Annotated in this window: 15 protein-coding genes; 1 reads left to right on the top strand and 14 read right to left on the bottom strand. The window is 42.6% G+C overall.

The features are described 5' to 3' along the window. Nucleotides 1-5 precede the first annotated feature (5 nt). The 3 genes from ACFX4H_RS05050 to ACFX4H_RS05040 are packed head-to-tail and all read right to left on the bottom strand — an operon-like array spanning nt 6 to nt 3,028. Nucleotides 6-1,025, bottom strand: coding sequence for a zinc-binding alcohol dehydrogenase family protein (locus tag ACFX4H_RS05050; protein WP_328138358.1), 1,020 nt, complete (start codon nt 1,023-1,025; stop codon nt 6-8). Nucleotides 1,026-1,034: 9 nt separating this feature from the next. Continuing rightward, on the bottom strand, nt 1,035-2,045 hold the full coding sequence (allD, locus tag ACFX4H_RS05045) for an ureidoglycolate dehydrogenase (RefSeq protein WP_063590997.1): 1,011 nt from the start codon (nt 2,043-2,045) through the stop codon (nt 1,035-1,037). A gap of 26 nt (nt 2,046-2,071) precedes the next feature. Next, entirely contained in the window at nt 2,072-3,028 is a 957-nt protein-coding gene (locus tag ACFX4H_RS05040; RefSeq protein ID WP_377434302.1) for a sugar kinase, read from the bottom strand. Nucleotides 3,029-3,415: 387 nt separating this feature from the next. Here ACFX4H_RS05040 and ACFX4H_RS05035 point away from each other — a divergent pair, with 387 nt between their 5' ends. Then, the gene (locus tag ACFX4H_RS05035) at nt 3,416-4,333 is read left to right on the top strand and encodes a DMT family transporter (RefSeq protein WP_034307115.1); all 918 of its coding nucleotides are present in this window, start codon (nt 3,416-3,418) and stop codon (nt 4,331-4,333) included. A gap of 340 nt (nt 4,334-4,673) precedes the next feature. Here the strand turns inward: ACFX4H_RS05035 and ACFX4H_RS05030 are convergent, their stop codons facing one another. The 11 genes from ACFX4H_RS05030 to ACFX4H_RS04980 form a co-directional block, all read right to left on the bottom strand. Then, nucleotides 4,674-5,312 carry a DUF4833 domain-containing protein gene (locus ACFX4H_RS05030; protein ID WP_377434300.1) on the bottom strand — a complete coding sequence of 213 codons (639 nt, stop codon included), beginning with the start codon at nt 5,310-5,312 and terminating at the stop codon, nt 4,674-4,676. After that, nucleotides 5,309-5,785, bottom strand: a complete 477-nt coding sequence (gene larC2, locus ACFX4H_RS05025) for a nickel pincer cofactor biosynthesis protein LarC2 (protein ID WP_283249055.1) — start codon at nt 5,783-5,785, stop codon at nt 5,309-5,311. The genes ACFX4H_RS05030 and larC2 overlap by 4 nt, the downstream gene beginning before the upstream one ends. After that, entirely contained in the window at nt 5,782-6,750 is a 969-nt protein-coding gene (gene larC, locus ACFX4H_RS05020) for a nickel pincer cofactor biosynthesis protein LarC (protein ID WP_377434296.1), read from the bottom strand. Before larC ends, larC2 begins: the two co-directional genes overlap by 4 nt. Next, a complete protein-coding gene (gene larB, locus ACFX4H_RS05015; RefSeq protein ID WP_249597745.1) occupies nt 6,731-7,501 on the bottom strand; it encodes a nickel pincer cofactor biosynthesis protein LarB in 771 nt (256 codons plus the stop codon). The genes larC and larB overlap by 20 nt, the downstream gene beginning before the upstream one ends. Then, nucleotides 7,498-8,313, bottom strand: a complete 816-nt coding sequence (larE, locus tag ACFX4H_RS05010) for an ATP-dependent sacrificial sulfur transferase LarE (RefSeq protein ID WP_377434294.1) — start codon at nt 8,311-8,313, stop codon at nt 7,498-7,500. Before larE ends, larB begins: the two co-directional genes overlap by 4 nt. A gap of 164 nt (nt 8,314-8,477) precedes the next feature. Further along, nucleotides 8,478-9,110, bottom strand: a complete 633-nt coding sequence (locus ACFX4H_RS05005; protein WP_377434291.1) for a bifunctional 4-hydroxy-2-oxoglutarate aldolase/2-dehydro-3-deoxy-phosphogluconate aldolase — start codon at nt 9,108-9,110, stop codon at nt 8,478-8,480. Between the two features lie 13 nt (nt 9,111-9,123). Further along, nucleotides 9,124-10,080 (bottom strand): sugar kinase, encoded by a 957-nt coding sequence (locus ACFX4H_RS05000; RefSeq protein ID WP_377434288.1) that lies wholly within the window; start codon nt 10,078-10,080, stop codon nt 9,124-9,126. Between the two features lie 21 nt (nt 10,081-10,101). Beyond that, a complete protein-coding gene (locus ACFX4H_RS04995; RefSeq protein WP_377434285.1) occupies nt 10,102-10,965 on the bottom strand; it encodes a fumarylacetoacetate hydrolase family protein in 864 nt (287 codons plus the stop codon). A 14-nt stretch (nt 10,966-10,979) separates the two neighbouring features. After that, nucleotides 10,980-11,939: a C-terminal binding protein gene (locus ACFX4H_RS04990; RefSeq protein ID WP_249597741.1), complete on the bottom strand. Its 960-nt coding sequence runs from the start codon at nt 11,937-11,939 to the stop codon at nt 10,980-10,982. 34 nt (nt 11,940-11,973) lie between these two features. Next, the gene (locus ACFX4H_RS04985; RefSeq protein WP_098185420.1) at nt 11,974-12,921 is read right to left on the bottom strand and encodes a U32 family peptidase; all 948 of its coding nucleotides are present in this window, start codon (nt 12,919-12,921) and stop codon (nt 11,974-11,976) included. Further along, a complete protein-coding gene (locus tag ACFX4H_RS04980) occupies nt 12,918-13,829 on the bottom strand; it encodes a dihydrodipicolinate synthase family protein (protein WP_377434281.1) in 912 nt (303 codons plus the stop codon). The genes ACFX4H_RS04985 and ACFX4H_RS04980 overlap by 4 nt, the downstream gene beginning before the upstream one ends. Nucleotides 13,830-13,841 lie beyond the last annotated feature (12 nt).

The following is a 13,841-nucleotide window of genomic DNA, read 5'->3' as shown; positions in this document are numbered from 1 at the left end:
CCCCTTTAATTAAAAACGATGATCGCTTTTCGAACTTGTTCGGGATGATTTTCCACAAAATTAAATGCTTCCTGGATATCATCCAGCGAAAATGTATGGGTAATTAAACCTTCTTGTCTGAGTTTTCCTTCATTTAAAAGTTTAACTACTTTTGGGAACTGATTGGTTTGCAACCTAGATCCTTTAACCGAGACTTCCTTTTTAGTGATTGGGAGTTGGGAAACTGATGCAGGCCGTTCATCAAAACCGAGTACGACAATCCGGCCCGCCGTTGATACAACATCAAAAGACAATTCAAATGTCATCGGCAAGCATACTGCATCAATGACGACGTTGGCACCTTCTCCATTCGTCCATTCTTCCACTCGTTTTTGAACATCTTCTTTTCCCGCATGGACAATGATATCAGCGCCGCTTTCTTTAGCGAATTCCAAACGTTCCTCACTTAAATCCGTGATCATCACTGATGCTCCTTGAAGCTTTGCCATCTTTAATATGCAAATCCCAATAGGCCCAGCTCCCTGGATAAGCACTGTTTCCCCTTCCTCCACTTCACCTCTCCAAACGGCCTGTGCTCCGATTGTATATGGCTCAGCCAATACTATTTCTTCCCATGCCAACGCGGAATCCACAACATGTAATTGTTTCTCGGGAAGGACGAACCATTCTCTCATACCACCATCTTCATGTACGCCAAAAACGGACAGTTTTTCACAAACATTTTGGCGGCCTTTGCGGCAGGCGTAACACTTCCCGCAGTAACTGATGGGCTCAATAACAACATGGTCCCCAACTTTTATGCCCACGACGCCTTGTCCAATCTCCACAACTTCTCCCGCTACTTCATGCCCGACAACTCGCGGCAGCGTAGCAAGAGGATTCGTACCATGGTAAATATGCATATCCGATCCACAAATCCCGACTCTTTTTACTTTTACAAGGACATCCGTCGAGTTCGAAATCCCTGGTTTTTCCACTTCTTGTATGATAAGCTCATGAGCTTTCCGTACTTGAACCGCTTTCATTTCTCCCACCTACTTTGCAAGAAATTCATAAACACTTGATGCTATCGTAATACCATGTTTCAGGTTTTTTTCTTCATTGATTTGTTCAATCTCACCCGGTACATATACGCGATCGAACCCTGGAGCAGGTTCAACCTGTTTCAGCTCTTCAATCATTTGATCCATTTGCTCTAAAAATATATCAGTATCTGTAAAGAATGAAGGATTGATTACACAAAAATAATGCCCCAGCTTCCGTTTCTTATCAAGATCGTCATACATTTTCCCAATGTGCGGGCCAAATGCCGCACCGGCCAATAATCCAGAAAACACATCTACAATTACCGATAGACCATAGCCTTTCGGGCCTCCGAAAGTGGAAAGGGAAACGACTTTATTCGGATCCGTGACTGCAGCTCCATTTTCATCGACACCCCATCCTTCAGGGATTTCCTTTCCTTCTTCACGTGCCTGGAGAATTTTCCCCCATGCAACATTGGATGTTGCCATATCAAGAATATAAGGTTTCTTCGTTTTGGCAGGAACTCCGTAAGCGATTGGGTTGGTACCAAGAAATGATGTTTTTCCCCCGAATGGGACCACAATTTTATCGGTATGTGACATCGCGATGCCAATCAACTTTGCATCAGCGGCTTTTTGAACGAAATAACTTAGTGCTCCGCAATGGCTGCTATTAAAAACAGTCACCATGCCCACGCCATTTTCTCTCGCCATATCGATTGCATGGTCCATGGCCACGTCGCTGATCACATGCCCAAATCCATCATCTCCATCAATTACACCGGTAACGGGCCCTGTCTTTTGGAAGGAAATCTGGGCTTCGGGATTTATACCCCCTGCCTGTAAACGGTTCACATAATGCTCTGTTCGCAAAACACCATGGGAATTGACATTTCTGAGATCAGCATGAACCAATACTTCCGCAATTTTCCCGGCAGTTTCTTCATTCAAACCCACTTTGGTCAGCTGTTGTATAACTAATCGTTTTGCTTCCTCGGCTTGTATCGTTACTGTTGCCATTTCCTCTCCCCATTTCTTTCAGCCTACTATCTTTCTATTACAATCTCATTCTGTATGAAAGGCATTACTTCATCCAAATATGGTAATCCTTCATTGTCCCCTGCAACAGTGGTGACAAGAGCTCCTACACCATTTGCGAATGCCAATCTTTCATCAATTGATAAACCATTAAGGTATCCGTAAATATAACCGGCATCATAACCATCTCCCGCACCAACTGTATCTACAGGTATTACAGGGAAAGCTTCTTTTTCATGCCATTCACTTTTGGTATATAGTTTTGAACCTTGTTTCCCGTCCTTAATGACAAGCTGATCAATAGCATTCACCTTCGCGAATTCAGCCAAAGATTCTTTCGAGTCAGTACCGATGATCAATCTTATTTCATCTAAACCTGTAAGCAAAATATCAACATATGGAAAAATATCATAGTAAACTGATCTTGCTTCCTCGATGGACCATAGCTTTAAGCGGATATTCGGATCAAAAGAAACAGGTATATTTTTTTGTTTTGCAATTTCCATTACCCTCTTGGCAATGTTGACATTTTTCGGATTTATAGCCAAAAATACTCCAGTAAGGTGGACTATATCAATCCCTTCAAACATCTTCTCTGTTATATCTCCAGGCTTTAAAGTTAAAATGGGAGATTGATAGCGGTAATAAAATGTCTTTCCGGAACCATCTTCCCGAATTTCTTTAAAGTTAAGAGATGTTGGATATCCATTTACATAGGCCACATCACTCATGTCCACGCCTTCCCCACGAGCGAAATTATAAATAACTTTACCGAACTCATCCTTGCCTAAACGGCTTATCCATTTTGACCGCAAGCCTAGCCTTGCACAGCCAATCGCAAAGTTCAGTTCAGCGCCTCCTACTTTTCGCTCAAAACGGTTAACGAATCTTAAAGGTCCTGTCTCTTCCGGATTTAGCGTGATCATGGCGTCGCCCAGCGTTAAAACACCATATTTTGATGACAATACAGTACCTCCTTCTTGCGAACATTCACAAATGGAAACAAAAACATTTGATCATATCACTTTCATTATGCTTATTAGCTAAATCGATTTAGTTATTTACTAAACCGGTTTGGTAAATCATAAGGAAATTGTAAATGAAAACCCTATCAAAAACAATAGAAAAGTTTGATAATTTGTAATTTTATTTTTATTCGATACTATTTCATATGAAATTTCAGCTAAATTTACGATAAAAAGCTATATTATGGAAAACAAACAAGAACTGTTTCACCTTTAAATAATTGACAGTTTCAGATTTTTTTTCGATCAAATTTACTCTTTGCTATTAATTTGGGAGAAAGTTGTATAATATATCAATTGTTAAATAAGTTTGAAAGGTTGTTTGGAATGAGTTTTTTGAAAATATACATCTTACTTACCGGAATAATGATTACATGGGGGTTAAATGTCTCAGTTATTAAAATTTTAGTTGCGCATACGCAGCCCGTAACGATAACATCTATGAGAATTTTTACTGCTTCTCTTATCGTCATTATTATCCTTTTCTTCTTTGGACTAATACGCCTTCCTAAAAAAAGTGAACTTTTTTACGTTTTTGGAGGAGCACTTTTGAGTGTCGTTTTTCATCATTATTTTTTAGCTGAGGGATTGACGAAGACTTCCGCCTCGAATGCTGGATTGATTTTGGGCATGGGGCCAATATTGACTGTCATTTTGACCATGATTTTCTTTCGAAAAAAACCTACGTTAATCAAGCTGCTTGGCTTTATATGCGGTTCCCTGGGTGTAAGTTTTACCGTTATGGCAGGAAGCGGAGGAATTCATTCTATTAATCTTGGGGATGTGGATATTTTGCTTTCCATTCTTTCACAGGCATTGAGTTTCATCCTCATTAATAAAGCCTCAAAAACAATGGATCCACGATTATTAACCGGCTACATGATGCTGATCGGGTCTTTTATTCTTTTTGCCATCAGCTTATGGAAGGAACCCGAAGGCTTATCTTCCCTGGCAACCGCACCGCCATCCATCTGGGGAGCTTTCTTTTTCTCCGCTATTTTTGCCACCGCCCTCGGGCACATGAGCTATAATTATGCCATTGGTAAAGTAGGCGCAGCCGAATCATCCATATTTCTTAACTTAAACACCTTATTCTCTTTGTTAGGGGCAGCATTTTTCCTTAATGAAGCCCTTGTGCCTGCACATTTCATCGGACTTATCTTCATTGTTTCAGGAGTATTGCTTGGCTCTGGTGCAATTGAAATATGGATTCTCCAAAGGAAAAATAAACGTTTATCTGCCTAGCGGCCGGAGCAGAACCTAGATTTCGTGACTTTCTATGTAACAAGATAACAGATCCTACGACGCTGCCATTCTTATAAAAATGGCAGTGTCATGGGGTCTTATTTTTATTGTCCATCCCTTCTTTCAACTACAAATAATTGCAGAATAATAATTGGGAGATTCATATCTGTTACAATATACCCAGAAATTTGCTTGAACATGTCCATTGAAGTGTTCCTGTAAAGACAAGCTTATTGTCGGTTGTGGCCTTTTCCTTCATCAAACCAAGCTTGGTTTGATGAACTCAAAAAAAAGACTGACTATTGTTTTAGACAGTCAAATAACATGCTTATAAAATAAATCAATTAGCCCATAGCGCAAACAAACCTTCTGTTACACCCAATTTGTATATATAATAAAGTCCGAATGCAAAACTTATAGCTCCCGACATTTTGATGAAGATTCGGTTTAAAACGATGTCCTTCCCATTCAAAGCAAACGGTATGCCTAGAATAGTAGTAAAGCACAGCATGCCAATTATTGTCCCTGCGCCAAATATAATGATATAGATGGATCCTTCGCCTATACCGGTTACGGTAGACATCGTTAGAATGACCATTGCGGCACTGCCCGCAAGACCATGGACGAAACCAATTAAAGCAGACACCAAAAAAGGGCGAAATCTATCTTTGTCGTTCGTGATATCAGGGCGAGCTTTAAATAAACTTTTCGCCCCTAGCATAACAAGCATAATGCCCACACCGAATTCCAGCGTCATGCTTAACGACTCTGGAATTTCCCCCTTCATCCAAATGAATAGGACACCTATAAGAAACAGCGTACTTGTATGGCCTATACCCCAATACACTCCCGTTAGAGTGGAATGCGATAATTTTTTCGTATTTCCTGCCGTCGTTGCTACGGCAATAACATGATCCGGTTCTAACGAATGCTTTATCCCCAATAGGAATCCTAATGTAAGAATCGACACCAAACTCATTTCTCTACCACCTCCCCGAGACACTTCCAAACTTCTTCATAGACCCTTTTAAGAGGTATATTGTTCTGTACGGCAATTTTACGGCAATCCTCATATTCAGGTGCCTGCTGCAAGGTCAATCCCTCATGAATCCCTCTCTTTATCGTCACTTCCCCCCATTGAGTATTCACATTGAAAAAAGAGCGCTCAAGCCGGTGCACAGTAAGCGGGTAGTAGCGAATGCCGAGAGTCGTCGTTTCAGCAAATAATATCTTCTTCATTTTCGAAATCCCCTGCTGTGAACAGAGAAGCTGCAATAATATCCCCGGTCGATTTTTTTTCATATAGATTGGTGTATAAAATACATCATTTGCTCCTGATTCGAACAACAAATCCATTACATGCCCCAGCCATTCACCGGAAATATCATCTAGATTCACTTCCATTTTCACCATTTGTTCATCAAGATGCTCATGATCAGGCGGGCGGTTCATTGATTCTCCCCTATGATAACGCGAAGGACGTTCGGATGATTTTCGAATGTTTTTGTGCCCGCACCATAGCCAATCGATTCGACATTCATGGCTGGAAGCGAGCCGAAGTTTCCAGCTAAAACCGCAGCGATGGCAGCACCCGTCGGCGTTGCTAGTTCAGAACGAATATCGTTTGAGGCAATTGGTACCCCCTTTAATATTTCAAGAGTGGCAGGTGCAGGAACAGGATATATTCCGTGATCAATATGTATATGTCCAGATCCCGTTGGAATGGCTGATGACTGAACTGATTCGATACCTAGCTGATCGATTAAAATTGCAGCCCCGATTATATCTATTATTGAATCTACCGCCCCTACTTCATGAAAGTGTACTTTTTCCAGTGGAAGCCCGTGTATATGCCCTTCCGCTTCACCAATCTTCTTAAAAATGGCGAGTGACATATTAGCTACCGATTCATTAAAGTTCGCCTCATTGATAGCTTCTACAATTTGTTTGTAGGTACGGCTGCCGGGATGGCTGTGAGGTACATGGCTATGGTTGTGTTCATGTCCAAGACTGTGCTCGTGTCCATGACTGTGACTGTGGTCTTGTCCATGACTGTGCTCGTGTCCATGACTGTGACTGTGGTCTTGTCCATGACTGTGACTGTGTCCATGACTGTGGCTATGTTCATGGCTGTGGCTATGTTCATGACTGTGACTGTGTCCATGACTGTGGTCTTGTTCATGGCTGTGGCTATGTTCATGTGTTTGGTTTGATTCACTGGTAAGAATGACATCAAATTTAGTACTCGTAATGCCATTTTTGACGACCTTCCCCCATGACAGATTATATTCTTCATCCATGTTCAACTTTTTTAACTCTTCTTCCATTTTTATAGGGTCTGCACCTGCATCAATCAACGCACCAATAACCATATCTCCGCTTATCCCGGAAAAGCAGTCAAAATATAAAGTCCTCATCACCATTGACCTCCTTTTTATGTACAAGCTTGTATATAATCGCTGCATTGTAGGCTGCACCAAATCCATTATCGATGTTCACAACACTTACACCAGATGCGCATGAATTGAGCATTGATAAAAGGGCCGATAAACCGTTAAAATTAGCACCGTAACCAATACTTGTCGGCACAGCAATAATTGGATTCGTGACAAGGCCTCCTAACACACTTGGAAGTGCCCCTTCCATTCCCGCGACACAAACTGATACGGTAGCACCCCTTATTTCGTCTATATTATCAAGGAGGCGATGAAGCCCAGCAACGCCAACATCGTATATACGCCTGACAGGAATACCTAGAGTTTCGGCCGTCACGGCTGCTTCTTCAGCAACAGACAAATCTGATGTCCCGGCGCATACAATTGCAATATATGAATCAACGGATTTCGGCTTTTCTCTAACCCAAGCAAGTGTCCGTGCAATCTCGTTATACTCAAAATCACTACATTCTTTTTGTACAAATACCGCTTTATCCCGAGAAATACGAGTCACAAGCACAGAATCATTCCTTGTCCGCAGCGATTGGACAATCGTTAAAATTTGTTCAGCTGTTTTCCCTTCCCCAAACACAATTTCGGGAAAGCCTTGTCTCCTTTTACGATGATGATCGATTTTCACAAACCCTAAATTTTCATAGGATTCAAGTTTTCCCTTCGCTTCCGCAACTGTCAATGAACCCTTTTGAACTTGCTCCAAAATATCGTCAATCATGACATTTCTTCCTTTTTAAGCGCCATATTCATACTTCCGCTTGTATAGCCCGTGAGATCCATTGATACATACTTATAACCAAATTGCTTCAGCCGTTTCGTGATCGCCGCATGGTATTGAAGCACTCGTGGCATATCATCGGGTTCAACTTCAATTCGGGCAGTATCCTCATGGGTCCTGACTCTTACCTGATGAATATCCAGTGAATTTATGTAAGCCTCTGATTTATCAACTTTGGTCAATTTTTCCCTCGTAATGATATCGCCATATGCTATTCGTGAGGATAGGCAAGCAAATGACGGTTTATCCCAGGTTGGCAATCCGGCTTGCTTGGACAATACTCTTATTTCTTCTTTGAATAAATCGGCTTCTAGAAGAGGTCCGCTGATTCCTTTTTCTTTAGCTGCTTTCATGCCTGGACGAAATTCGTTAGCATCATCAGCGATAACTCCATAAATAATATTATTAAATTCATATTCTTCAAGAATAGGAAGCAGGTGGTCAAATAAACTACTTTTACAAAAGTAACAGCGATTCTGATTGTTTTCTTTATATCCAGGAATGGCCAACTCCGAAGTTTGAATGACACGATGGTTGGCACCAATCCATTTTGATAGCATAATGGCTTCTTTCAACTCACTCGATGGATAGGTTTCCGAATCCGCTGTAACGGCTAACACATTATCATAACCCAGAGTATCAATAGCGACTTTTAGCAAAAACGTGCTGTCCACCCCTCCTGAAAAAGCGACAACAACCGACTCCATTTTTTGAAGAATATCCTGCAGATTTCTGTACTTTTCTAGTAACATATCATTTTTCCCCTTTCTGGTTTAGCTGAATTTATCCACTGCCTGCCCACCAGCATTATCACACCCTTGATGGACTACAAAAAAATTGAAAAGGAGGAAATAAAGCAGTCGTACTTTCATTCCCAGCGCTTAGTGAAAGATATTCATATAAGCGATGGACGGCTTTAGCTTTTTTGTACGATAGCCGAGAATTTTTTTGCCTTTTCTGTCAGCCTGGTGTAATCTTCACCTGTAATCAATTTCGCAGGATTGATCAATGAACCGCCTACTCCCGCCGCAATGGCCCCTGCCTTAAAAAATGACGCGAGGTTGTCAAGGTTGACCCCTCCAGTTGGCATAAGGGGAATATGAGGAAGAGGTCCTTTAAGATTTTTAAAGTAGCTAACACCTAGTGCATCAGCCGGGAAAACTTTGATAATGTCAGCTCCATGCTCGTAAGCAGTCAATATTTCGGTTGGTGTGAGCGCACCAGGGATGCTAATAACGCCATAGCGCTTCGCCAGTTTAATCGTTTTGACATTGACGGTTGGAGAAAAGATAAATTCAGCCCCTGCCATGATGACCGCACGGGCCGTTTCAGGATCCAATACTGTACCGGCACCCGCTATGATATCATCACCGAACTCCTCTTTCACTTTTTCGATTAAATGGCACACTTTGGGTGTTTCCACTGTTATTTCTAGCGTTCGGATGCCGCCCTCTTTCAGGGCCCGGGCGATTGGTATAATTTGATTGGGCCGTGCACCGCGGATGACGCCGACCAGCTTCCCATGTTTAAGCTCTTCAAGTTTAGTCATTTTTTCCACCTTTCTACCTCTTCACATCATCAGCGCCGCCACTCATGAACAAAGCGAGGTCGGCACGGGCCGGCAAACCCTCCACATCTCCATTTACCATCGTTGCCATTGCTCCCATGGCATTTCCACGCCTTGCAGCTTCATCTAGCGGCAGTCCATCAAGCAGTCCGGAAAGTACACCGGATGCAAAAGCATCACCAGCACCGATGGGATCCACGACCCGTTCCACATAGAATCCAGGAACGTATGTTTCCGGTACAGACGGGGCTGAAATCAAAGAGCCTTCTTTGCCCAATTTAAGTAAAACTGTTTCGACACCGAGTTCATGAAAATGATCGGCAAATTTCTCCGGAGTATGGGAGCCGAATAAAAATTCGGCTTCGGCCACCCCAGGCATGACGATATCACTTTTCGAGGCGTACTTTGTTATGATGTGACGTGCTTCATTTTCATCACCCCATATTTTCAAACGAATATTCGGATCGAAGACGATTTTTGTTCCGTTTTCTTTAGCAATGCGAACCGCTTTATCCAAGAGCGACTGACAAGAAGTCCCTAGTGCAGGGGTAATCCCCGTTATATGGAGATAAGCGGCATCTTGGATGGCAAGATCAGTTAGTAATTCCGCCGTCATTTTACTAGCTGCCGAATCTTTCCGGTAATAATAAACCCGGGTATCATTCAGCCGTCTGAATTCTTTAAAAAAGACTCCGGTAGGCGCATCAGGGTCTCTTGTTACATAAGAGACATCGACGCCTTCTCCGCGAATGAACGATTGCATGGCATCGCCAAATTCGTCCTCACCGAGACGGCTAATCCAGCGTGAGCTATGACCGAGTCGGCTTAACCCGATCGCGACATTGGATTCCGCACCGGCAAACTTCATCGAAAAAGATCTGGCGTGGCGAAGCGGTCCTTCTTCATTCGGGGTAAACACTGTCATCGTTTCTCCGATGGTTACAACATCCATGTCATCATCTTCTTTCTCTTGTCATGCTATTACGTGATTAGAGAGCGTACCGATCTTCTCAATGCTGACGTTCATCCGGTCACCGTTTTTCAACCAGATTTTTGGATTCCTTCCCATTCCAACTCCTGGTGGCGTGCCAGTTGCAATCAAATCACCTGGCATTAGTGTCATGGACTGTGATAAAAATGAAATGATTTTCGGAACCGTAAAAATTAGGTTGCTTGTATTTGAATCCTGCATAATTTCACCGTTTAATTCAAGCGAAATCGCTAGATTGTGGGGGTCACCCACTTCATCTTTTGTCACGATAACAGGACCAAATGGAGCAAATGTGTCCGCCGTTTTGCCTCTTGACCACTGACCGTCCTGAAATTGCAAATCTCGGGCGCTGATATCATTCATAATCGTGTAGCCAAAGACGTAGTCATCCGCCTCTTCTTCTGACACACGTTTCGCTTCTTTTCCAATGACAAAAGCAAGCTCTGCTTCAAAGTCGACCTCTGTTGAATTAATTGGGATTTCAATCGGATCATTATGACCTGTAATCGCATTCGAATATTTTGAAAAAATGACCGGTGATTCAGGCGGCTCCATCCCCGTTTCCTTACAATGATCAAAATAGTTAAGTCCTACGCAAATGATTTTATCCGGCTTTGCGATTGGCGGCAGGATTTTCACTTCTGACGTTTTGAATATTGCATCCTCATTTATCCGTTGCTCGATTAAGTGTTCAGCACGTGTGCGCAACTCGCTGCTTCGTTCTATATATTTTTTCATGCATGCAGGAAATTCCTCTGGACAGAGAGCCGTTAAACTAATTATTTGATCATCTTGAACTAGACCGATGTGCTGTTCGGATTGCACGGAAAAAGTCGCTATTTTCATTTTTTTCCCCTTTCTTAGGTTAAAGCGTATGGTGTTTTTTCCCCTTTTAAGACCTGAACGATATTTCTTGCTGCTTTTTGACGAAGTTCAACCATCGCTTCCTCAGAATACCAGGCGCTGTGAGGCGTAATGATGACATTGTCCATTGTGAGTAGCGGGCTATCGATGCTGACAGGCTCGTTTTCTGTCACATCAAGTGCAGCACCTGCAATGATCCCTTTTTCAAGTGCATTGGAAAGTGCTTTTTCATCGATTATCGGTCCGCGTGCCGTGTTAATGATGACCGCGTTACTCTTCATCTGTTTAAGGCGCTCCTCATTGATCAGGTGGTATGTATCATCAATTAAGGGCACATGGATCGACAAATAATCGGCTTCGCCTATAATTTCGTCGAGATCCATTTTTTGAACCCCGACAGCAGCCATGTCTGCCGCCGATACGAAAGGGTCATAAGCAGCGGTTTTAAAGCCGAGCGGTTTCACCTTTTCAATGAAACGGCGCGGAATCCGGCCAAAGCCGAGAACCCCAACCGTTTGTTCGTTAAAACGGTGAATCGGGACACACACTTTAAAGTCCCAGTTACCTTTTTTCACTTCCTTGTTTAACAGAGTCACTTTCCGCGCCGACGAAAGTAAAAGTGCCAATGCATGATTCGATACTTCTTCCATGCCATAATCAGGTACATTGGCGACAGTTATCCCCTTTTCCTTAGCCGCATTGAGATCAATTGTATTGACGCCAACACCATAGCGGGAAATGATTTTCGTGTTCTCAAGCGAATCAATGACTCGGCGTGAGATAGGAGCATATTGATTTAAAATTGCATCCGCTTCTTTTGCCTGCTCCATTACTTCCTCTTCAGTTTTGCATTGCGCTTTGATGAAATCGATTTCCAAACCGCTTTTTTGAAAAATCTCTTCTTCATATTTCAAATGGTCAAATTCATAATCCGTTAATAATATTTTAAAGGTCATTCGGGCTCCACTCCTTTATAGTAAGACCAGACATCTATTTCGCTGCTGCCTTTTCAATTTTTGCAATGCCGAGTCCTTCTGCACCGAGTTTCGATGTTATTGCTTCAGGATAGTATCGTTCGATCATTTGAATGCCAATTGCGGCACGGCGTACACGTTCTTGAGCGAGTGAGATGTTCGTACTTTCCCATTGTTTCCCTGAAGGGTATACATCAGGATGATTGCGCAGACCAAATTTAATGTATACTGGCGCCAATACACGAATAATTTCTGGTATTTCATAATAGCGAAGAAAGCCTCCGAAGGTATCCGGAACTTCAACATATAAATCAATGGGAATGTTTATTGATTGTCGGATCGCTGCAAGTTTGGACAGCGTTAATGCAGGTGGTACGTTGTAGGTATCCGCTCCGATGTCTTCCATTAATTTAACGGATACTGGATTGGCTGAACCCATTTGAACTGATACTTTAACAACAAAGTCTTTCGGAAGCTGTCCGTGTTTTTTCATTTCTTTCGTTAAAAGGAGAAGTCCTTCATCTGCAACTAACGCACCGCGAAGACCAAGTGCAGCTCCTCTTTTCAAGTCTTCCATGGCATAAACAAGCTGGTCTGATCCTTCATGGCGGATTCCCTGAGATTTACCTCCTGGCGTAAGCGGCCCCGCACTGACATCCCAAGAACCCCTGGGACCGACAAACAAACTGAGCTCCATACCGCGCTCTGCTGTCATTTCACACATTTCTTTAATTTCTTCATCCGTTTGAAGCATGATGCCGCTGCCCTGGGATATCCGGTGAATAGTCAAACCAAGCCGGTCAATTTCTTTCAATGTTTCTTTTAGGGCAGCGGGACCTTCAACACTTGGCAGTTCAATGCGGTATTGAGCACCATCTGGAAATGTTTTCGTTGATGTAGGAAGTTCTTTAAGATCAGTAGATGGGTAGCCTAACGTTTCGAGCAAGTCGCGTGATTCTTTCATTTTTGGACGCCTTCTTTCATATCTATATTTTTTAAGAGAGCAGCTACTTTGTCACTCAAATCAGCAGGGTATACATCACATGGGGCACGGTGTCCAGCAGCAACGTCAAACCAGCGCTGATGAACGGCTTCTTTCATGGCTGTAAAAAATGTCGGACCGTAATTGTACACATCCATCAGTTTTGAAATCACTTGATGATTTTTCTGGGCTTCAGCGAGATCCCCTTTATGGTACGATTCATATAAGTGTACGGATATTTCCGGGGCAAAGACCGCGCTTCCATTTATGCTTCCATCTGCACCAATCATTTGAGCCGGAAGCAAATGCTCGTCAAACGCGGAGAAGACTTTGAAATCACTGCGAACTTTCTTCACTTCAGCCAGCACTTGACGAAGGTGGCCGAAATCACTGACCGTCTCTTTAATACCTGCAATGTTTGAATGATCTTCGGCTAATTTTTTAATCAGTTCGATTGATAAATTTTGTCCGGTCAAGAGCGGGATGTTATAAATGAAAACTTGCAGATTAGTATGATTCGCTACGCTGGAAAAATGTCGATATAATTGCTCGTCAGACAGCTTCCAGTAATATGGGTTTACTACGAGAACGCCGTTCGCTCCATGCTCTTCTGCATAAGAAGTCAGTTCTTGCACCTCTTTTAATGCGGTATGCCCGACTCCGACCATAACAGGCACTCGTCCGTTTATATGCTTTAACATTTCGCGTACATATAATTTCCTTTCTTCAGTCGTAATTGAGGAGAACTCACCTGAACTACCCATCAACAAAATACCGTCAATATTCCGTGAGATTAATAGGTCGATATACCTTCTGTTCAACTCTAAATCCAAGTTCCCCGTTTCATCATATAAGGTGACTACCGGTGGAATGATGCCATGAAAGTCCATTATTTTTCCTCC

This window comes from Peribacillus sp. YIM B13477, assembly GCF_042787955.1.
GTDB lineage: Bacteria > Bacillota > Bacilli > Bacillales > DSM-1321 > Peribacillus > Peribacillus frigoritolerans.
The sequence above is the reverse complement of the archived record's forward strand: the minus strand, read 5'-3'. Positions and strand labels throughout refer to the sequence as shown.

Coding starts and splice junctions, on each gene's coding strand:
- ACFX4H_RS05050 (WP_328138358.1), bottom strand. CDS start 1,025: ATGAAAGCGGTTCAAGTACGGAAAGCTCATGAGCTTATCATACAAGAA.
- allD (WP_063590997.1), bottom strand. CDS start 2,045: ATGGCAACAGTAACGATACAAGCCGAGGAAGCAAAACGATTAGTTATA.
- ACFX4H_RS05035 (WP_034307115.1), top strand. CDS start 3,416: ATGAGTTTTTTGAAAATATACATCTTACTTACCGGAATAATGATTACA.
- ACFX4H_RS05030 (WP_377434300.1), bottom strand. CDS start 5,312: ATGAGTTTGGTGTCGATTCTTACATTAGGATTCCTATTGGGGATAAAG.
- larC2 (WP_283249055.1), bottom strand. CDS start 5,785: ATGAACCGCCCGCCTGATCATGAGCATCTTGATGAACAAATGGTGAAA.
- larC (WP_377434296.1), bottom strand. CDS start 6,750: ATGAGGACTTTATATTTTGACTGCTTTTCCGGGATAAGCGGAGATATG.
- larB (WP_249597745.1), bottom strand. CDS start 7,501: ATGATTGACGATATTTTGGAGCAAGTTCAAAAGGGTTCATTGACAGTT.
- larE (WP_377434294.1), bottom strand. CDS start 8,313: ATGTTACTAGAAAAGTACAGAAATCTGCAGGATATTCTTCAAAAAATG.
- ACFX4H_RS05005 (WP_377434291.1), bottom strand. CDS start 9,110: ATGACTAAACTTGAAGAGCTTAAACATGGGAAGCTGGTCGGCGTCATC.
- ACFX4H_RS05000 (WP_377434288.1), bottom strand. CDS start 10,080: ATGGATGTTGTAACCATCGGAGAAACGATGACAGTGTTTACCCCGAAT.
- ACFX4H_RS04995 (WP_377434285.1), bottom strand. CDS start 10,965: ATGAAAATAGCGACTTTTTCCGTGCAATCCGAACAGCACATCGGTCTA.
- ACFX4H_RS04990 (WP_249597741.1), bottom strand. CDS start 11,939: ATGACCTTTAAAATATTATTAACGGATTATGAATTTGACCATTTGAAA.
- ACFX4H_RS04985 (WP_098185420.1), bottom strand. CDS start 12,921: ATGAAAGAATCACGCGACTTGCTCGAAACGTTAGGCTACCCATCTACT.
- ACFX4H_RS04980 (WP_377434281.1), bottom strand. CDS start 13,829: ATGGACTTTCATGGCATCATTCCACCGGTAGTCACCTTATATGATGAA.